This is a genomic window from Flammeovirga agarivorans, from assembly GCF_012641475.1.
GTDB classification, from domain to species: domain Bacteria; phylum Bacteroidota; class Bacteroidia; order Cytophagales; family Flammeovirgaceae; genus Flammeovirga; species Flammeovirga agarivorans.
Genome location: NZ_JABAIL010000001.1, coordinates 878,520 through 898,359, shown reverse-complemented (window position 1 = coordinate 898,359; position 19,840 = coordinate 878,520). Strand labels below are relative to the sequence as shown.

Below are 19,840 nucleotides of genomic sequence, written 5' to 3'. Positions count from 1 at the left end.
ATAAAGCATTATAGTTTAAAAAGATAATTGATTGCATTACTTAAAGATCAATACTGTTTTTAGTTTATTGGGTATATTATTTCACCCATGTAAGACCAATAACAATGAGATCTAGCTACCTTTTCCTTTCTTTTTTACTATTATCTTTTTTCGGATTTGGACAAGAAATAGATAAGTCAAAACAGATTAAATTATACAAAGGTATTTACACTGAGATGACTGGAGATCAAGTCTCAGAGTACTTACTAGAAACGCTTAAAACTAAGAAAAATGTAAATGGTGATTATCGAATCAATTTCTTAGATGAAGATGCTTTTTTATTACCTGTCTTTGAACATAACAAGTTAAAAAAAGTACAAATCATCTTTAAAAATGAAGATATAGAGGCGATAAAACACAGTTTAGTACATATTGAAAGTGCCTTTAAAGAATCTGATGGCTGGACAGAAGTAAAATCAGAGGATTATGTTTGGCTATTCTACAAAAAGTTGGAAAAGAAAATTGATTCAAAAAATCAGATCGCTGTATACTCTTTAGGTATCTATCATGATGAAATAGGGCATCGTTGGCATGCTATATTACATATTGCTCCTAGAATGGAAGATGGAGATGATTTAGACCAACAAATGGTAGATAAAAAGAAAACATTGATTGATTCAGATTTATAAAACATAAAACCCCTTCTAATTTAACTTAGAAGGGGTTTTATGTTTAAGTATATAAGTAAATGCTTAGAAACATAAATAAGCTTCCTAAAAGCACAAATAAATGCCAAATTACATGGTTATAGGGTAGTTTCTCCCAAATATAAAAGATAACTCCAATGGAATAAGCGGCCCCGCCTGCAATTAAGTACCAAAAGCCTTCTTGCAACTCAGAATGTAACTGCCCCATTTTAAAAACAGCTAACCAGCCCATCGCCAGGTAGGTGATATTCGATAACCAAGCATACTTCATTTTAAAGAATAGTTTATAAACCATCCCTACTAAAGCGACACTCCATACAATGATACCTAATATTACTCCCCCATCATTTTCTAAGGATAAAAAAGCAAAAGGTGTATAAGTACCCGCAATTAGTAAAAAAATCCCGCTATGGTCTAAACGCTGCAAATATGATTTCACTTTTTCAACAGCTACCAGATGATACATCGTTGAAGAAAAGTATAAAGAGACCATACTTGCACCAAATACACTGTAAACAACATATTCAGTTGTTGATTCTGCTTTAAATAGCAATAGTATCAAAGCAACTACACTCAATACCACTCCAAGTCCATGGGTAATAGAGTTCCAAATTTCCTCTTTGTCTTTTGTGATAATATGCATAATCAGGCTTAATTATTGAATGAATATTCACTTACATAATTAAAGACAATAGAGAATCTGATTATGTGTATTAAAATTCGTTAAAAGACTGATTTTTAAGAAATTTTCTAATGAACCAACACAAAAGCACCCCAATAATAAGGATCCTTATATTCTTTCATTAATTGTAATTGAGCATTTCTGAAAGCTTTATCAATATCATTCGTTAAAAACCACTGATTATAAAACTCGTTCATCAGTTTCTGTGTTGCAATATCATCAACACTCCATAAACTCATAATAATCGATTTTACACCCGCGATACTAAAAGCATACTGTAATCCAGAAATACCATCCCCATCAGAAATATCAGATACACCAGACTGACACGCTGATAATATCAATAATGACGTATTTTTAAGGTTTAACCCTTTCACTTCATAAGCGGTTAATATTCCATCATTACCGGATGCATAAATATCTTCTAATGATTTTTCTTGATTAGAATTGACTTCTGTAAAGAATAACCCGGACTTGAGTAGTTGGTTTTCAAGAATTGGATTAATCATCTCATCCATGTAGATACCATGTGTTGCAATATGCATAATTGCTGGAGATGAACTTAATTTCTTGATATTCCCTTCCGTTGCTCTTGCTTGATAATACGTACTCACTTTCCAATCCTTGCTTTTGAAAAGTTTTTCAGTGTTTTCCAACTCTGTCTTTGTTCCAGGTAAATTAGGTAAGAAGAAACTATACTTCTCTTGGTCAGCACTGGATTCATCTACTTGGCGAGTTGCTTGCTCGCTTACCTCTCCTTCAAAAATTGGGTTGCCAAATAAGCATATTTCATTGTTCTTAAGGTTATTCAGGTATTCTGATTTATTAATTTCAGAAGTACTGATAACCAATTGAATATCCTTTTCTTCAATTAAGAATTTATCTGTTTCTTTATTATGAAGTACATTAAGATTGATAGCATTATAAATACCATCTTTACTTAAGTAGATTTTATCAATTGTTGGTGATAACTCATTTAAACCTTTCTGAATTGGCTTCCAATAAAAGTCATAAGCATTCACCGTCTTTTCCGACTTTTTCTTGTACACTAGAGACCTTGTTCGAGGAGCCGTTTCTTTGTTATAAGCTCTGAAAAGATCATTCTCCATGATTTTCGCATTGCCAATTGGAATAAATTTAGGAGTCTTACAGTCAGATGATACGGCAATTGCAACATAAAACTCTTCTGTTGGGTTGATACTTTTCAGTTTAATGATCTCAACAGCTACCTCATTTTCTTCTAATTTTGCCTGAACATCTTTCCAACTCAGATATCCTTCAACATCCAAAGAGTCTTTATTTGCTTTTGCTGCAAATCCTATAGACTTTTCAAGGTTATTGATACGATCTGTTAGCATATAAGTATCAATATGAAGATCATTCCTTTCTTTTATTGAGAAGAAATTGGCTGTTGCAAGCTTAGATTTCTGCTTATCCAATTCTTCATAATAATAAGGGAAGTTCATCTTACTTCTATACTTACCTAATTGTTCAATCTTACGTTTTCTTAACTCGGCTTCTTTTAAGAAATACTTACGGTAATTAAGTTGAAGGTCGTAACATTTTTCTACCATCATCGGGGATTTAAAACCCTCACTTCTAGTCATTAAACTAAAGAAGTAATTAAAAATTCCAGAGGTATGATGTATATAGTTTATTTTTTCATCTTCACTCTTAAAGTTTAATTGGGTATCATATTGGTCAAAGCGCATATCAACTCCTTTAATTGCCAACATTCTTGCTTCTTCCCATTCTCCCAATAATGCCTTCACATAAGCAACTCTACCCAGAAATCCTGGCCAATACACAGATTCTTCAGAAAACTTACCCTTTAAAACTCTAAATTCATCCAATGCACTACTCAGTTCATTTTTCTCAATAAACATCGCTCCTGCCTGATCAATAATTTTTATACGTTGGTACTGCATTTCATCAATACCATGACGGTTAGCTACATCAATAGCTAAATGAAAATAAGATGCAGCAGCATTGTATTCCTTCTTTCTCTTCGAGATTGCTCCTTTTATAGTATTTGATTTTATAAATAAAGGATGATTGGGATTAATAAAACGAGTAAGGCTATCTTCAATACTTACAATGTTTTCCATTGTTTGCTCCTCATTAATCATATTCTCAATTAATTGAGCATTTAATAAGGTAAGTTTTAAATCCAAATACACTATACTTACTTCCATACCTCTTTTCTTAAGGAATCTTATTTCAGAATCACAAAGTCCTATGGCATTTTGGATTCTCCCTAAGGTTACAAAAAGGTCTGTAAGTGTCGTGATCGCCTCGCTATAATACTTCGTATAAAATACCTTTTCTTGACGAACCAATGATATCAATTCCATTAATTTTAATTCCGAATTGATGTAATCACCTTTTAAGAAATAATAGTCTCCTAATACTTTTAAGTGGAAGAAATAAAGGTCTCTAACCGTTGTTTTCTCTATTTCAACCTTTTCTAAGTAATCCTCTATTTCTAAAGGTTTACCTTTTTGTAAATAAACATCAGCAATACTTAAATATAAATCTGCTTTTAGGTTGTTATACCCTTTCAGTTTACTAACTGTTTTATCAACTAAACCATAATATTTTAAGGCTTTATCTAGATAACCAGTATCAGCCAATAGCTTACCCAAACCTAAATAGGCTCGCATAGTAGCTAAATGAGTTTCTCCAAAATGTTGAGTTCTATGGTCAATTAACTGCTCATAGAATGAAAATGACATTTTATAGTTGTTACTCAAATAGCAATGTTCTGCTAAAGCTTGTAGTAATGTCGAGTATATAGGACTTGTTTTTCTGTCTTTCGCTATTAATGAATTTTGAGCAGATTGTAATAATGGCAATGCTTTTTCAGGTTTATACCAATCAGTATATAACTTGGCAAATTGAATATTTAACCACTCCATTGTAATGACATTATCTACTTTTGAATGAGAAATAATGTCTTTTCTACTTTCAATAAATTCTATTGATTTCTTAAAATAATCTTCACTTTTCTGAAACTCACCTAACTCTCTATTTAGGATAGCTCTATTGATATTACAAAGATTATAACCTGGGTATTCGCGAGTTAAAGTCTTATAGTAGATCATTTCAGCCTCATTTATAAGAGGAAAAGCTGCAAATGAATCTCCAATACTTACTTTACAATAAGCCAAATAATTCAAAGCCATCGCATAATCAGGATACAACCATCCTGAAGACTTATCCATTACAGCAATGGATTTTTCTAAATGCTTGATCGCATCTTTATACTCATAATGGATAATCGACAACTCGGAAGCAATTAATAGTGGAATGACAATCTCAATGGATTCATCACCATATTCGCTTTCAGTTACTTTTAACCATCGATTAACTAATTCTTTCGCTTCAACAAGCTTTCCTTGTTCTTGAAGTAATTTAATGGTGTCTGGGGTAATTTCTTCATATGTTAAAGGGATCTCATTAACAGCTGAAGCATTAGGGGTAGCAAACAAATTAAATACAAGCAGAAAGCAGAAGATATATTTTATCATGCTTTTAATGTTATTAGGTAGAAGTTGGTATTGACTAGACAGAATCAGTAGTCGGATAATATAATATGTTCGAGAGTTTAATTGTATGCAAGCATACTTAAATTAAGTTACAAATTTATAATATAATAACAAGAAAAACAGCTTATTAAAACATTTATTAAATAATATATACTTCTTTAAAAAATAGTTTAAGTAGCTCGTATTTGCACTTTAAGACCGTTAATGGATAGAAATCGACATTTCTATACCTAAAAATAACAAACGGGTAAACTCAGCATTTTAATTGACAATGATATGCTATGTTTCGAATATCATCTATAGTTCTTTATAAGATAGATACAAAAAAAGGCTGTCCTTTCGAACAGCCTTCTTTTATATATTTTATGTATTGATTAACCACCGAAGTCGTCAAATAATACATTCTCTTTCGGTACACCGAAGTCATCAGTCATCTTAATTACCGCTGCGTTCATCATTGGAGGACCACAGAAGTAGAATTCGATTTCCTCTGGCTCATCATGTTTCGATAAGTAGTTGTCGATAAGAGCTTGGTGAACGAAACCAACGAAACCGTCGCCTTCTCTATCATCCATGTCTTTTTTAGGCACCCAGTTATCCTCTGGAAGTGGCTCAGACAATACTTTATAGAAACGGAAGTTCGGGAATTCTTCCTCGATCTTCTTGAAATCTTCTTCGTAGAATAATTCTCTACGAGAACGACCACCATACCAGAACTGTACCTTACGGTCAGTTTTTAATGTATGGAATAAGTGGAATAAGTGTGAACGCATTGGCGCCATACCTGCACCACCACCTACGTAAATCATTTCAGCACCAGTGTCTTTGATGAAGAATTCACCATAAGGACCTGAAACAGTCACTTTATCACCTGGCTTACGTGAGAATACATAAGAAGAACAGATACCTGGATTAACATCCATCCAACCGTTTTTCGCTCTATCCCAAGGTGGAGTTGCGATACGGATGTTCAACATGACGATGTTACCTTCTGCAGGGTGGTTAGCCATTGAGTAAGCTCTGAAGATCTCCTCATCGTTAACCATTTTAAGATCCCAAAGACCGAATTTATCCCATTCTGGTTGGTATTCGTCTGGTTTCTTACCCATACGAGGGTGAGCAGTGATATCGATATCTTTAAAATTAACTGTTACCTCAGGTACGTCAATTTGGATATAACCACCAGCTTCAAAATCTAATGTTTCACCTTCAGGAAGCTTCACTACGAATTCTTTAATGAAAGATGCTACGTTGTAATTAGATACAACTTCACACTCCCATTTCTTAATTCCGAAGATTTCTTCTGGTATTTGAACTTGCATGTCTTGTTTAACTTTAACTTGACAAGCAAGACGAACGTTTTCATGTTGTTCGGCACGAGATAAGTGACCTACTTCGGTAGGGAGAACATCTCCACCACCGTCTGTAACGCGACATTTACACATCGCACATGTACCACCGCCACCACACGCAGAAGGCAAAAAGATCTTTTGCGCTGAAAGTGTAGTTAAAAGTGTTGAACCCGCTGCAACAACTACAGGATTAGATTCATCGCCGTTAAGTACAATCTTAACGTCGCCACTTTGGACTAACTTCATCTGAGCGAACAGAAGTACAAAAACCAAAAACAGGATTAGGACCGTAAAGGCCACAATCGCTGCAGGTACTACTACTGATAGTTCCATAAGTAAAAATTTGTGGAAAGATAAGTGTTTTAAACATTTCCTTAATTGGCTACAAATATAAAAGGCATCTTCCCTTTTTAAAAGGAAAAATGCCTTAAAAAAAAGACAAAAACCAAATATTTAAAGATGTTGAGATTTTATTTGATGTTATCTTTAATCATTTCTCAATAGCCACTTAAAAATTTCTCCGTATGTTGGCTTTTTACCATAGGTAAGTAACCCTATACGGTAAATTCTAGAAGCAATCCATAAACTAAATAGAAAACCTCCTAGTAATAATACCATTGATAAGACCACTTCTCCACCAAAACCAATGAATGGCATTCGAATAATCATCACCACTGGAGATGTTAATGGTATCACAGAAAACCAAAATGCCAAACTCCCTTGAGGGTCTGAAACAATACCACCCGACAATGCTATAGCTAAAATTAATGGCATTGTCACTGGCAACATAAACTGCTGTGTATCTGTTTCATTATCTACACTTGCTCCAATAGCTGCAAATAAAGAAGCATACATTAGGTAGGCAAAAATAAAGTAGTATACAAACACCATGATGATAGAATAGAAATCAAAATCATGCATCATGTAATATGCTTTTGAAAGACCATCCACCTCTAAATTAGCAGCTTGAGGATTATTCATGTTTGCTTGTTGGATTTCTTCATATGGAATTTCAACAAAATTTGATAAAAGAGTAATGGTTACAGTACCTAAAATGATCCACAAAACTAATTGTGTCAATCCAACAGCACCAACACCGATAATTTTACCTAACATTAATTGAAAGGGTTTCACAGAAGAAACAATCACTTCAACCACTCTACTGGTTTTCTCTTCCAATACTCCTTTCATCACCATTGTAGAATACATGAAGACAAAAAAGTAGATAATTAACCCACCAATGATACCTACAACTGTAGAAATAGCAACATTACTATTAGATTCTTCACCTTCCTCATTCAAACTTATAGTTCTGATTTCAACAGGCTGATCCAATGATAATATCTGTTTTTGAGTAACACCCAATTTCGGTAACCTTAAGTCTCGTACTCTTTCTAACAATTTTCTTTTTAACTCAGAAACAACCTTAGCACCAAGGCCTTTGGATTCATAGAGCAACACTCCATCAGCATGTTCTGCTGTAAAATCTCTTGGTATATGTAGAAAACCATCAATATCTCCGCTGCTTAGTTCGCTTTTCCCGACATCTGATCCTCCTGAAATACTGACAAACCTAAACAAATCAGTTTCTTCATTTACCAACTCTGTAAAAAGTCCAGACTCGTCTAAAACAGCTATATCTTTTTGTTCACCATCAGAAATGCTGGCCCAAATAATCACACCGTAAAAAGTAGCAATCATTAAAGGTCCTAATATCGACATAATGATAAACGACTTCTTACGAACTCTTGTAATATATTCTCTCTTGATTATGAGTAATACTTTATGCATCCTGATTTGAATTAACTAATTCTTTTACATTTCCTTTTTTAACCGCCTCAATAAAGATATCATGCATACTAGGTATATTCTCTTGAATACCAAGAACAGTAGTTTTCTTTATTACTTCTTCTAATAGCTGATTTGGAGAGCACTCCTTCAACCTAATAGTTTGTTTATAACCATATAACTCCTGTTGAGTGGGATGAATAAGTTCATGTGGAGTGGTTACAATTTCAACTGGATCGGTTGTAAGAAGATCAAACTGATTATTTCTGTATGCTTTCTTGATTTCAAGTTGAGTCCCTTCAATTACTTTCTCAGACTTATTAATCAAAGCAATTCTATCACAAAGCTCTTCTACAGATTCCATTCTATGGGTAGAAAGAATGATAGTAGCACCATCTTCTCTTAATCTTAATATCTCGTCTCTAATTAATTGGGCATTCACAGGATCAAAACCCGAAAATGGTTCATCTAAAATAAGTAATTCAGGCTCATGGATAACTGTTGAGATAAATTGAACCTTTTGCTGCATTCCTTTCGAAAGATCTTCGACATTATGAGCATGCCAAGGTTTTAACTCTAAGCGATCTAACCAATATTTTGTTTTCTGTTTTGCTTCTTTTGAAGACATTCCTTTTAACTGAGCAAAATATAGAATCTGCTCAGCAACTCCCATCTTTTTATAAAGGCCTCTTTCTTCTGGCAGGTACCCCATCTTATAAACATCAGCTGGAGTTAATGCTTGACCATTAAAAAGAATTTCACCTTCTTCTGGAGTGATAATTTGAGTGATTGATCGTATTAAGGAAGTTTTACCGGCTCCATTTGGGCCTAACAATCCATAGATACATTGTTTGGGTACACTAAGAGAAATGTTATTTAAAGCGGTATGATTTGCATACTTTTTAGAAAGTCCGTTTACTTCTAGTATGTTCAATTTTGATGTAGATATTAATTAATTAAGATTTTATAGTACGCAATTTAATGGATTTGATCGTTTTTTTTGTTTTTTTCTTCAAAGAGGCTAAATAGTGTACATCAACTAGTTCATTTAGTGATTATTAGCTAAATTACATATAGATCTAAAAGAAAAATGAATGGATTCTCGGACAATTGAGGGAATCTTTAGCTACTATCAAAATCTCTATTTTTTCAGAGATAACTACGTTTTGTTAAACCTAATATTACTACTTACTATGTTAAGATCCCTAAAAGCACGCTATGGTTTCCAGCGAACCGCAGCTAAGCCTAAAGTAAATCAAGAGCTAGAAGGCTTTGATATTAAAATCAACAGTGCAGGTGAAATTGAAAGCTCTTACTCGATTGATCAACTCAATGAATTTCTGAATAGAAAAGTGTATGACAAAAAATTGAAAAACGACGTTAATTCAGAAAATCCTTAAAAAGAAATTTCATAAACTATTGACCTCTTTCATAAAAGAGGTCTTTTTTTGTTGTTAAAAAACATTGCACAAACAAGGATTAACTCCTTGATTATCCACCACTTTACTGTGAAATATAATTAATTCAATATCAGTTATTATTAAAAAAGGATAAAATAATAACTACCTAAATGAATAGTAAACAAATACGAATAGATCCAACTCAAGAAAAAAGAGTACCGTTCTAAAAAGTATATCATTCAAAAACAGAATCATTATGAAACTTATTTATCAACTTACTATACTCTCCCTATTTACGTTTTTTGCCACGTCTGTTAATGCTCAAGAGACATTAAAAAGAGGAGACAAAATTGAGAAAGTCGATATAAGAGACTTGAATAATAAACCTGCTGTTACACCTGGTATTGGAGAAAAAGTTACATTAATCTTTTACCCAGATCCAGATAAACCTTCAATGAACGAATACTTTATTGAAGAAGTAAAAAAATGGAAATTCCCTGAAGATGAATATATGGCTTATGGTATTGTGAACCTTGCAGATTCACCTTTCCCTAACAGTGTTATACGTTTTATGACGCGTCAGGTAAGAAAGAGATCAAAGCAAGAAGCTGATGCTTTAATCCTTACTGATCCAAAGAGATTTATTCAAGATGCTTGGAATACAGGCGATTGTAATAATGCATTCTCAATTTTATTAGTAGATGCAGAAGGTACAGTACTGTTCTGGAAAGCTGATGAAATGACAGAAGAAGAAGTTGACTTTGTGATTAATGAAATCAGAAACAATGTTTCAACTTCTCATAAATACACTGAAGAAGAAATGAAGCAGTTTGAATTATCTAAATAATAATTCCTGCTAGACTTAGTTATATTACCCTTTGCAATCAAAAAAAATAGGCTGTCGCAAAATTGTGACAGCCTTATTTTTTTAACTATATCTTAAATAATCTTCCCATCGTTTGAGAAGCTTTTGCATATCTTGAGGTATCTCAGAGTTAAACTGCATCCATTTCTTTGTCACTGGATGTTCAAACCCTAAAGATTTAGCATGTAATGCTTGTCTTGGACAGAGTTTAAAGTTATTCTCTACAAAAGTTTTATACTTACCAGTACGTTCACCTTTTAAGATTTTATCTCCACCGTACATGGCATCTGAAAATAAAGGATGACCTAAATGTTTCATGTGCACACGAATCTGATGAGTTCTACCTGTTTCCAATTTACACTCTACTAAGCTCACATAACGTAAGTTTTTCAATTCTTTATAGTGTGTAATGGCATGTTTACCTCTGGTAGTATCATCTGGTAAAACAGTATACATCCTTCTATCTGAATCTGAACGACCAATCATTGACTCAATGGTACCTGTCGTTTTATCCTCTGGAAAAGTTCCCCAAACAATCGCTTGGTAGGTACGCTCAATAGTATGGTCATAAAACTGTTTGGCCAAGTGAGTTAGTGCATTTTCATTTTTTGCTACTACTAAAAGACCAGAAGTGTCTTTATCGATTCTATGCACCAACCCCGGTTTATCTTCACCATTAAATGAAGTAGGTAATCCGTTGAAATGATAGATCAATGCATTGACTAACGTTCCAGATGTATTGTTAAACCCTGGATGCACAACCATACCAGGTTTTTTATTGACGATAAGAAGATCTTCATCTTCATATACAATATCTAATGGAATATTTTGAGGCTCTAATTCTTGTGATCTAGGTTTTGGCATAAATACCATTACTACATCACCTGGCATTACTTTGTAGTTAGGTTTTACCGGTAAACCATTAACGACAAAATGACCTTCTTTTAACCCTGTTTGAATTCTATTACGGGATAAATTAGGGATTCGATCCACAAGGAATCTGTCAATTCTTAAGGCAGTTTGTTTGGGATCGACTTCAATTCGAAGCTCATCAAATTGTCGTTCTGACAGTAAATCTTCTTCCGTTAGGTTAAAATCTTCAGGTCTAAAGTAACCGTCATTGGCCTCATTATTTGTTGCTTTTGAAGAGACTTTTTTTTCTTTTTCGTCTTCCAACATCTTTTGTTTATTATGATGGTTTAAATCGTCATTGTTCACAAAATTGCTTGTCCCGCTCATATCTCTTTCAGTCATGTATAGTAAGTATCAAGTTTATAATAGGTTTGAGAAATTTAGCCTAATTAGGCTTTTATTTAAGCTATGTTCTATTGAATGACAGCATCATCAACAGTAGAATTAGAATATTTAAATAGTAATGATAAACTTATAACGAATAACAGCTATAGGTAATATAATGTAAAATTATAATTCCTAAAACACTGCGTACGCAATACTTACAACTTATGTAATATTTCTTACAATGATTCTTCGAAATATGAAAAAGACTTTATGATTTATCGTTTTGTGAAGGCAACTTAAATCCGTTTTTGATAAAATCAATGAACTCTTTAAAAACTGCTTTGTTCGTAAAAACACTTTTTACAATACCCCAATAACCATTTTCAGTATTATTTTCCTGTTGTATTTTTTGCAGTGCTTCTCTTTCCTGAATCAGTTTACGTTGATGTTCTTCCTGCTCTTGTTTCTCTTTTTTCCATTCATCTAAAAGGTCTGAGACATCAGAACGTTCTGGGTTTAACCCCTCGTAACCTACTAAAGCATTTGATTTATCATAAGACTCTTGTGCTTTGTCTTTATATCCTTGCTGCTCATGGATAATTCCTAAGTTATTATGAGCAATAGCATCTTCAGGATCTAATTCAATTGCCTTTTCATAGTCAGCAATTGCTCCCTCCACATCTTTAATGTGAGCCTTTATAAATGCTCTACTTGAATATCTATATGGATTATCTGGCTCTAATTGCTGTGCTTTATCAAAATCTAATAAGGCTCTTTTTGAATGCTTTTGCATATGAAGAATGATACCTCTATGTGCAAATAAGTCAGCATTCAAAGGCTGTAAATCTATTGCTTTGTTGATATCTGCAATTGCTCCATCAAATGCCTTCATTTTGTATCTAGCAACTGAACGATGGTAAAATGCGCCCACATTTTTATCATCCTGTGCAATTACTTTGTTCAAATGAGAAATCGCTTCTTGTAACTCTCCTTTCTTGATGAGTTCGATCGCCTGACTATATTGTTCCATTTTGTTAATCCGTGAAGTGTGCCTTCTCCCCTCTTTGTTTATTTAACTTATTAAATACCCAGATGTTCTATTTCTCTTCCAATTTCTGACTTAATTTCTGCATCAAATGTGATGACAATTCAATATCACCTTCATTTTGTCCGAAGAAACCCTGCATCTCCATTATGTATTCCATAAATTGATCCCTATCACGAGTTTGAATAATATCGAAAAGTCTGTTCATTTCATCTCTGAAAATCCTAACTACTTCGTATACATATTCATTCCTCATCTGGATATCAGCATATAATAATGGGTTCTGAAGAACATACCTTGTATAAAACACGATAAAGATACGATATGGAGGTGATGCAACGCTCTTAATATCTTCAAAATCTTCATCAAATCTCGCCATTGTCTTCGCAGAAACAAAGACATTGAAGTGATTTAGTCCCTGAACAAGGCCCATCAGCTTGTCATGCTTGATATATTGAACATCTTTAACAACTCCACCGTCTTCTAAAAAGCACTTTTTCAGTGCATCTTCTAGATCTTCTGCTCCATCATTGTGATTAAATAATACCACATTCCCATCAAAACTTTTAATGCGATGACTAAACATTGGATGGATAGAACAGTATTTTGGTAAAACTTCTGTGTAAACTTGTCGTAATTGTAGATATTTTTCTATCACAAACTTTTTTACCGAACAAACATCGATAAGATACTTATCATCAAGCGCTGGAAAAACTTCTTCCATCACGTTAGCCATCGCCGAAATAGGCACTGCAAGCACCACAATATCAGCCCAATCAGCTAGTTGTAAGTTAGAGTCGAACTCACTGTTTTCCTTCCTAGAAGAAAACCTTGCATCCGCACCTTTTGAACGAAAATATTTTACAATCCAGCTACCTAAACCTTGGCTACCACCGACTACTCCAATTTTTTGCTTGATGAGTTCCACTATTATCTCACTTAGTTTTTTTATATTCGATAAATTTACTTCAAATTTGAAGTCTCGAAGGCAAAACTTTTTGCAATCGAGCGACAAAAGTACGTATTTCATTTTTTATTTGGGAGTAGATAGAACGGGAAGTGGCACAATGGCGATGACTTTTGATTATTTTATGCCTGTTGAGTGTACAGGAAGCACATTAGATGAGTATTTAGAGGAGGCTTGGTTTCGTGACGGACCAATGATGTCGCGCTATGAAATGATTTATTTCAGAGAGCATGTGTATTCTATTGTCCCAATTCGAGTAACTCTAGAAAATTTCACCTTTTCAAAGACACAACGAAAACTTATTCGAAAGAATAAAGATTTTAATGTCAAAATTCAGCCATTAGAGATTACTGATGAGAAAGAGAGAATGTACGCAGAGCATAAAGGTCGCTTTCAATCTCCGAACTCTCCTACTACTCTAAAAAACTATTTCCTCGAAGAAGGAAATGATGAATCTCCATTCGAAACATGGGAACTTCAAATTTTAGATGGTGATCATCTCGCTGCCATTTCATTTATTGATATTGGAGAAGAATCTATCTGTAGTATTCTTGCCCTTTTCGATCCAAAATACAGCAAACAATCTTTAGGGATTACAAGTATGCTTTTTGAGATCGAATATGCCCAAATGAGTAATAAAAAGTATTATTACCCTGGATACGTATTAGACGAAGACTCTGTATTTGATTATAAAAAGAGATTAAATAATCTACAGTATTTTTCTTGGAATGACTTTACTTGGAGAGCTTGGAAACACATTGATGAAGAAACAACTACAAACTTACTGTTAAGAAGTAAACTGGATGAAGTTCAAAAAATCAGTGAAGAAATAACAGAAAGTGAAGTAGACGTAGTTCAAAACGAAGCTTTCTTCTACAATGTATGGCACAATACTTTTGATGTTTCCGGTATTGTACCTTCTCCTTTATTCCTTGAGTGGGAGTCACCTTGGTTCCACCAAATTACCATAGACTATGCTTTTGATCATGAAATGGAGTCCTATATGTTTACATTAAGGCACCATCAATCTGATTTAGCTGTATCTGAAGATGCTATGGAAATTGCACATGCATTGAAAAAGTGTCAGATGCGTATTCGAAATTCAGCGATCATCCAACAACAAAATTTATATTCCCTAGAATCTCAATTATTAAATGAGGGGATTCAAACAGATCTTACAAAGATGTTTTCTAATGGAAATAAATTTGATGGATTTATTGAATTAGCTATTGAAGGACGACACTTAACAATGTATATCTCATATTATGTTGAGCAAAAGCTCTTCACTTTACAAGCATCTAACGATTTAAGAGACATCACTGTCGATTCATTTGCTACGGCAAGAGATTGTGCGAAAGCAATTAGTGAGTGGTTTTACAGAAAAACTTTAAGCCTTGTTTTGTAAGCTCTTTCAGTTTTCTGAAATTAGAACTTATGAAAAAGCTTGCTATTATCTTATGTTACCTTCCCTTTTTATTAGGGTGTCAATCATTAACTGAAAATTCATCATCAAATTATATCAACAGGAACGACTTGGATACCTTAGTTGCTCCTCAGGATAATTTCTACCTCTATGCCAATGGTGGGTGGATGCACCATGAAGATATACCAAAAAACCGAGGGAGTTGGGGAAGTTATACCGAATTAAGGGTTAAAAACAACCTCATTATCAAAGGTCTTCTGACTGATGCTTATCAAAACAATACTTACAAAAAGGGCTCGAACCAATACAAAGCTGCTGAGTTTTTCCGTATAGGAATGGATTTAGAAAAACGGGAAAAAGAAAAAGGGGCTCCAATAAAGCCAATACTTGATCAGGTTAATGAAATTAAAACCTTTTTTGATCTACAAAGTGCAATCATAAGATTACATAAACATCAAATTAACCCCTTCTTTAAACCCACCATATTTCAAGATCTAAAGCAGCCTCAAAAGCAAGCCGTTTATTTAGAACTTTCTGGTATCAGCATACACAATACAGATTTTTATGCCTTGCAGGATTCAAATTCTATTAATATGAGAATTGATTATGTACAGCATATTAAAAAGATGTTTATGCTTTTAGGTGAAGAAGAAGAATCTGCTTTAAAACATGCTAAAATAGCCTATACCGTAGAGGAAAATATTGCAGAACAATACAACCTTTCCGTTAAAACTCATAAAAATGACAAGTATTACAACCCCTATACCATCAAAGGTTTAACGGACATTTGCCAAACTTTTATCTGGGAAGATTACTTCAAAGAATTAGGAATTGATACAGATACCGTTATTGTGACGAATACGACTTACTTTTCAAGTATAGATGCTATTATTCTTAAAAATGGATTAGAAAAAGTAAAGCAATATTTAAAATGGCGACTAATTCACTTTTCTGCTCCATTCCTATCTAGCGAATTTGTTGATGAAGACTTCAGGTACTTTGGTATGAAGAGAGATGGTCTTTTGGCGAAGCCAGAAGAATGGCAAAGAGTATTAGATGCTACCAATAAAGCCATGGGTTTTGCTGTGGGTGAGATTTATATCGAAAAAAATTTCTCTGAAGAGAAAAAGCAGAAAGCTAATGATATGATCAAAAAGCTATTGGATACAGCAAAAGATCGTTTAAGTAAAATTGAATGGATGGACCCAACTACGTTATCCTACGCTAGAAAAAAACTAGATGCGTTGAGTGTTAAAGTTGGCTACCCCAACAAGTTCCCTTCGTATGAAAGTTTTGAGATCACATCATCGTATTTAAGAAATGTCGCAAATGGCAACAAATGGTTATTTGAGCGAAAGATAAAGAAGTTAAAAGATAAGAATGTCGCGAAAAAATGGATTATCACTCCTCAAACGGTAAATGCTTACTATCATACTTTACATAATGAGTTTGTGATTACTGCAGGGATTTTACAGCCTCCATTTTTCTATCCAGAGGCAGATGATGCTATTAACTATGGAGCGATCGGTGCAGTTATCGCTCATGAAATTACCCATGGATTTGATGATATCGGTAGGCAATACAATGACAAAGGTGAAATTCAGAATTGGTGGACAAGAAAAGATTACGATACTTTTAAACAAAGAACAAATCGTCTGATCGCACAATATGATCGCTATGAACCTTTACCAGGTAGATTTGTCAACGGAAATTTAACTTTAAACGAAAACATTGCTGATATCAGTGGTATGGCATTGTCATACGCTACTTTTAGTGATATTCAAAAAAGTAAAGGGGAACATGATAATACAATAGATGGATTTACCCCTGAACAACGTTTCTTTCTCTCTTGGGCTAAGATCTGGAGATCTAAAACAAGAGTGCAAGTTTTAAGAACTAAACTCTTAACAGAAACACATTCACCTGGAGAATTTAGAGTTAACGGTCCTCTTTCAAATTTCACTCCTTTTTACAATGCATTTGATGTAGAAGAAGGTGATGGTATGTGGAGAAATAAAAAAGACCGTGTTTCTATTTGGTAAACTATAACTCTAATTCATACAACACATCTTCAACGGCATTAAAGCATACTTCTGATTCAAAGCCTTTTCCTGCCAAGTATTGCAGTGCTTTGCCTTTGATGATGTGTTTTTCATCACTTTTCCCCATCAATTGATTCACTTTTTTTCGGGCAATTCCTAATGCCATTTCATAATATTCTTCGTCTTTTATTTCTGTATTGAGGGCTTCTTTTCCAATATTTTGCTCAACTCCCTTTTGGTATAAAGCCATAGAAATTTTTCTTTTTCCCCACTTGTTCCCTCTAAATTTACCTCTCACAAAAGAAGCTGCATAGCGAGACTCATCCCAAAATTTATTATCCTTTAACCAAGCCAATACCTCTTCTATATCCTCTTCTGGATATTCCCATTTCAACAATCGGTTGGTAATCTCCTGTTTACAACGATCTTGATAGGAACAATAAGCTGCAATCTTTGGTAATATCTGTTTAAAAGTGAATTCCATTTACTTGATCAATTTGAATTATCCATGTAAAAATAAAAGCTAAATGCCCGAGAACCGAACATTTAGCTTCTTTAATAATCTTATGTAGAGGCTTACCTAGAAAAGCTTAGCCTTATTGACAGACTTCTGAGTCACTAGATAAAATTCTTTAAATATATCAAATGCTTTTTCACCATCTTTTCGAGTAATCTTAGAATAAGTACCGTCTTCATTCATGATAAAGCTATTTACATTATCCTTTAAGTTATACTCCAAGATATTAATTGCTTCTTGACGACATAAGTGATCCACAATTTCGAATTGCGATTCGATTCTTCTATCGAAAGATCTTGTCATCGCATCAGCAGAACCACCATATACCACAGGATCTCCATTATTATGGAAATAGAACAATCTTGTATGCTCTAGGTAGTCTCCAACTATCGAACGCACCGTAATATTCTCACTTAGACCTTCTCTTCCAGGGCGAATACAGCAAATTCCTCGAATGATAAGGTGAATTTTCACCCCTACCTGAGAAGCCAAGTAAAGAGCATCCATCATCTTATCATCCTGTAGAGAGTTTACCTTAATCACAATACCTGCAGGCAAACCATCTTTAGCATTTTTCGCTTCTTTTTCTATTAAGTCAATAAAGCCCTTTCTCATTTGTCGAGGAGCTGTAAGTAACTTATTATATCGTTTCGGCTGAGAGTGTCCTGTAATGGCATTGAAAAACTCCGATACATCCTCACCATAAGCATCATTCGTAGTCACTAATCCAATATCGGTATACAGTTTTGCTGTAGATTCATTATAGTTACCAGAACCTAAATGTACATATCTTCTTACCTTTTCAGACTCATTTCTTACTACAAGCATCAACTTGGTATGCGTCTTTACAGCTGATACACCATAAATCACAAAACACCCTGCCTCTTGCAATTTCTTGGCTTCATTCAGGTTATTCTCTTCATCAAAACGAGCTTTCACCTCAAATAAAGCAGAAACTTGTTTACCATTTTCAACGGCTCTCAATAATGCTTTTGTTACTCTAGAGTCTTTCGCCAAACGATAGATCGTCATTTTAATGGCCATTACTTTAGGGTCATCAGCGGCTGCTTCCAATAGTTCTAACATATGGTCAGGACTATTGTATGGATGATGAAGAAGTATATCTTGTTTTTTCAGACGGTTGAAAATATTGTCTGAATCTCCTTTTTTAATTGATTGCAATGCTACAGGTATAGCATAGTTTGGAGATGGTGGCTGTAAATAAGCAAAAGCTTTATGTGATACAATTTGCCACAATCTTGTAAAGTCTAAGAATACTGGAGAAAGGAAAATGTTATCCTCAGCAATATCAAACTTCTCCATTAATGTTTCTCTTAATAATGGGTTTGGATTGGCAGACATCTCCATTCTTACCACTCTACCTGTTTTCCTTGTTCTAAGTTTAGCTTTTAACTCATTTAGGAAATCAGTATCTACATCATCACTTTCGTCTAATGTAAAATCACCGTTTCTTGTGATACGGAAAATATCTACAGACTCAATCTCAACGTTTCTGAAAAGCTGAGAAACATGCTCTTCAATAATATCTTCAATCGGAACAAAAACCCAATAATCTTCTCGTTCAATTTGATAGAACTTTGGTAAATTCTTAGGTATCTGAACAAAAGATATTTTACGTCTATTTCCTGTTTCTTCTTTTTTATTTACAGTAACAACCCCAAGAATAGTCAGCAAATTATTCAACACAGGAAAAGCATGGTATGTGTCATATACCATTGGTGTCAACATCGGGAATACCATTTTTTTGAAATACTCACCCACTTGTTGCTTTTCCGAACTCTTAAGGTCTTTTACTTTAGCGATCTTAAAACCATTGTCTTCAAACTGTGGCTCTAATTCTTTTTGTACTAACTCAAATTGTGCTTGAGTAAACTCTTGGATATCTGCGTAAAGTTTTTCTTTAAATTGATCTTCTCTTAACCCAGAATAGTCCAAACGACGTTTTCCAAAATCAATATAATTATATAGTGATCCAACTCTAATCATAAAGAATTCATCAAAATTTGAAGCCGTAATTGCTAAAAATTTTAGACGTTCAAATACAGTTCTAGAAGGCATCTGAGCTTGCGCCAAAACTCTGTAGTTGAATTGTAACCATGATAGGTCTCTTGAGATATAATTACTACTATTTATTAAAGCTTGGATCTTGTCGTGGGCGACCATATAATTTTGAGTTTTAATGGATTGTGTTGAAGACTAATTTGCCATACAAAATTACAATTTTAATTGGTTTATTATATTAAGAGTTCCATATTTAATTGGAAT

At 33.9% G+C, this 19,840-nt stretch carries 15 protein-coding genes; 5 read left to right on the top strand and 10 right to left on the bottom strand.

The genetic code is table 11. The features are described 5' to 3' along the window. Nucleotides 1-104 precede the first annotated feature (104 nt). Nucleotides 105-668, top strand: a complete 564-nt coding sequence (locus HGP29_RS03805) for a hypothetical protein (RefSeq protein ID WP_168881016.1) — start codon at nt 105-107, stop codon at nt 666-668. Nucleotides 669-711: 43 nt separating this feature from the next. Here HGP29_RS03805 and trhA read toward each other — a convergent pair whose 3' ends face one another. The 5 genes from trhA to HGP29_RS03780 form a co-directional block, all read right to left on the bottom strand. Continuing rightward, entirely contained in the window at nt 712-1,329 is a 618-nt protein-coding gene (gene trhA / locus HGP29_RS03800) for a PAQR family membrane homeostasis protein TrhA (RefSeq protein WP_211093192.1), read from the bottom strand. 107 nt (nt 1,330-1,436) lie between these two features. After that, complete coding sequence (locus tag HGP29_RS03795; protein WP_168881015.1) at nt 1,437-4,898, bottom strand: CHAT domain-containing protein; 3,462 nt, start codon at nt 4,896-4,898, stop codon at nt 1,437-1,439. Nucleotides 4,899-5,290: 392 nt separating this feature from the next. Continuing rightward, a complete protein-coding gene (gene nqrF / locus HGP29_RS03790) occupies nt 5,291-6,601 on the bottom strand; it encodes an NADH:ubiquinone reductase (Na(+)-transporting) subunit F (RefSeq protein ID WP_168881014.1) in 1,311 nt (436 codons plus the stop codon). A gap of 153 nt (nt 6,602-6,754) precedes the next feature. Then, a complete protein-coding gene (locus HGP29_RS03785) occupies nt 6,755-8,059 on the bottom strand; it encodes an ABC transporter permease (protein WP_168881013.1) in 1,305 nt (434 codons plus the stop codon). Beyond that, on the bottom strand, nt 8,052-8,990 hold the full coding sequence (locus tag HGP29_RS03780) for an ABC transporter ATP-binding protein (RefSeq protein WP_168881012.1): 939 nt from the start codon (nt 8,988-8,990) through the stop codon (nt 8,052-8,054). Before HGP29_RS03780 ends, HGP29_RS03785 begins: the two co-directional genes overlap by 8 nt. Nucleotides 8,991-9,249: 259 nt before the next feature. Here HGP29_RS03780 and HGP29_RS03775 point away from each other — a divergent pair, with 259 nt between their 5' ends. Both HGP29_RS03775 and HGP29_RS03770 read left to right on the top strand, forming a co-directional pair. Beyond that, nucleotides 9,250-9,456: a hypothetical protein gene (locus tag HGP29_RS03775; RefSeq protein ID WP_168881011.1), complete on the top strand. Its 207-nt coding sequence runs from the start codon at nt 9,250-9,252 to the stop codon at nt 9,454-9,456. 256 nt (nt 9,457-9,712) lie between these two features. Continuing rightward, complete coding sequence (locus HGP29_RS03770; RefSeq protein ID WP_168881010.1) at nt 9,713-10,303, top strand: YtfJ family protein; 591 nt, start codon at nt 9,713-9,715, stop codon at nt 10,301-10,303. 81 nt (nt 10,304-10,384) lie between these two features. On the opposite strand, the gene HGP29_RS03765 is transcribed toward HGP29_RS03770, so the two are convergent. The 3 genes from HGP29_RS03765 to HGP29_RS03755 all read right to left on the bottom strand — a co-directional run bounded on the left by HGP29_RS03765 (nt 10,385) and on the right by HGP29_RS03755 (nt 13,533). Beyond that, complete coding sequence (locus HGP29_RS03765) at nt 10,385-11,575, bottom strand: RluA family pseudouridine synthase (RefSeq protein ID WP_235958252.1); 1,191 nt, start codon at nt 11,573-11,575, stop codon at nt 10,385-10,387. 253 nt (nt 11,576-11,828) lie between these two features. Then, nucleotides 11,829-12,590, bottom strand: coding sequence for a tetratricopeptide repeat protein (locus HGP29_RS03760; RefSeq protein WP_168881009.1), 762 nt, complete (start codon nt 12,588-12,590; stop codon nt 11,829-11,831). A gap of 67 nt (nt 12,591-12,657) precedes the next feature. Next, entirely contained in the window at nt 12,658-13,533 is an 876-nt protein-coding gene (locus tag HGP29_RS03755) for a prephenate dehydrogenase/arogenate dehydrogenase family protein (RefSeq protein ID WP_168881008.1), read from the bottom strand. Nucleotides 13,534-13,603: 70 nt separating this feature from the next. Between HGP29_RS03755 and HGP29_RS03750 the strand changes: the two genes are divergently transcribed. Further along, nucleotides 13,604-14,977, top strand: a complete 1,374-nt coding sequence (locus tag HGP29_RS03750) for a hypothetical protein (protein ID WP_168881007.1) — start codon at nt 13,604-13,606, stop codon at nt 14,975-14,977. A gap of 29 nt (nt 14,978-15,006) precedes the next feature. Beyond that, nucleotides 15,007-17,037: a M13 family metallopeptidase gene (locus HGP29_RS03745; RefSeq protein WP_168881006.1), complete on the top strand. Its 2,031-nt coding sequence runs from the start codon at nt 15,007-15,009 to the stop codon at nt 17,035-17,037. Between the two features lies 1 nt (nt 17,038). Here HGP29_RS03745 and HGP29_RS03740 read toward each other — a convergent pair whose 3' ends face one another. Both HGP29_RS03740 and ppk1 read right to left on the bottom strand, forming a co-directional pair. Beyond that, nucleotides 17,039-17,521, bottom strand: a complete 483-nt coding sequence (locus HGP29_RS03740; protein WP_168881005.1) for a regulatory protein RecX — start codon at nt 17,519-17,521, stop codon at nt 17,039-17,041. A gap of 96 nt (nt 17,522-17,617) precedes the next feature. Beyond that, the gene (ppk1, locus tag HGP29_RS03735; protein WP_168881004.1) at nt 17,618-19,738 is read right to left on the bottom strand and encodes a polyphosphate kinase 1; all 2,121 of its coding nucleotides are present in this window, start codon (nt 19,736-19,738) and stop codon (nt 17,618-17,620) included. Nucleotides 19,739-19,840: the final 102 nt, after the last annotated feature.

What these genes read in the sequence shown, in the direction of transcription:
- HGP29_RS03805 (WP_168881016.1), top strand. Translation starts at nt 105, where the DNA reads ATGAGATCTAGCTACCTTTTCCTTTCTTTTTTACTATTATCTTTTTTC.
- trhA (WP_211093192.1), bottom strand. Translation starts at nt 1,329, where the DNA reads ATGCATATTATCACAAAAGACAAAGAGGAAATTTGGAACTCTATTACC.
- HGP29_RS03795 (WP_168881015.1), bottom strand. Translation starts at nt 4,898, where the DNA reads ATGATAAAATATATCTTCTGCTTTCTGCTTGTATTTAATTTGTTTGCT.
- nqrF (WP_168881014.1), bottom strand. Translation starts at nt 6,601, where the DNA reads ATGGAACTATCAGTAGTAGTACCTGCAGCGATTGTGGCCTTTACGGTC.
- HGP29_RS03785 (WP_168881013.1), bottom strand. Translation starts at nt 8,059, where the DNA reads ATGCATAAAGTATTACTCATAATCAAGAGAGAATATATTACAAGAGTT.
- HGP29_RS03775 (WP_168881011.1), top strand. Translation starts at nt 9,250, where the DNA reads ATGTTAAGATCCCTAAAAGCACGCTATGGTTTCCAGCGAACCGCAGCT.
- HGP29_RS03770 (WP_168881010.1), top strand. Translation starts at nt 9,713, where the DNA reads ATGAAACTTATTTATCAACTTACTATACTCTCCCTATTTACGTTTTTT.
- HGP29_RS03765 (WP_235958252.1), bottom strand. Translation starts at nt 11,575, where the DNA reads ATGACTGAAAGAGATATGAGCGGGACAAGCAATTTTGTGAACAATGAC.
- HGP29_RS03760 (WP_168881009.1), bottom strand. Translation starts at nt 12,590, where the DNA reads ATGGAACAATATAGTCAGGCGATCGAACTCATCAAGAAAGGAGAGTTA.
- HGP29_RS03745 (WP_168881006.1), top strand. Translation starts at nt 15,007, where the DNA reads ATGAAAAAGCTTGCTATTATCTTATGTTACCTTCCCTTTTTATTAGGG.
- HGP29_RS03740 (WP_168881005.1), bottom strand. Translation starts at nt 17,521, where the DNA reads ATGGAATTCACTTTTAAACAGATATTACCAAAGATTGCAGCTTATTGT.
- ppk1 (WP_168881004.1), bottom strand. Translation starts at nt 19,738, where the DNA reads ATGGTCGCCCACGACAAGATCCAAGCTTTAATAAATAGTAGTAATTAT.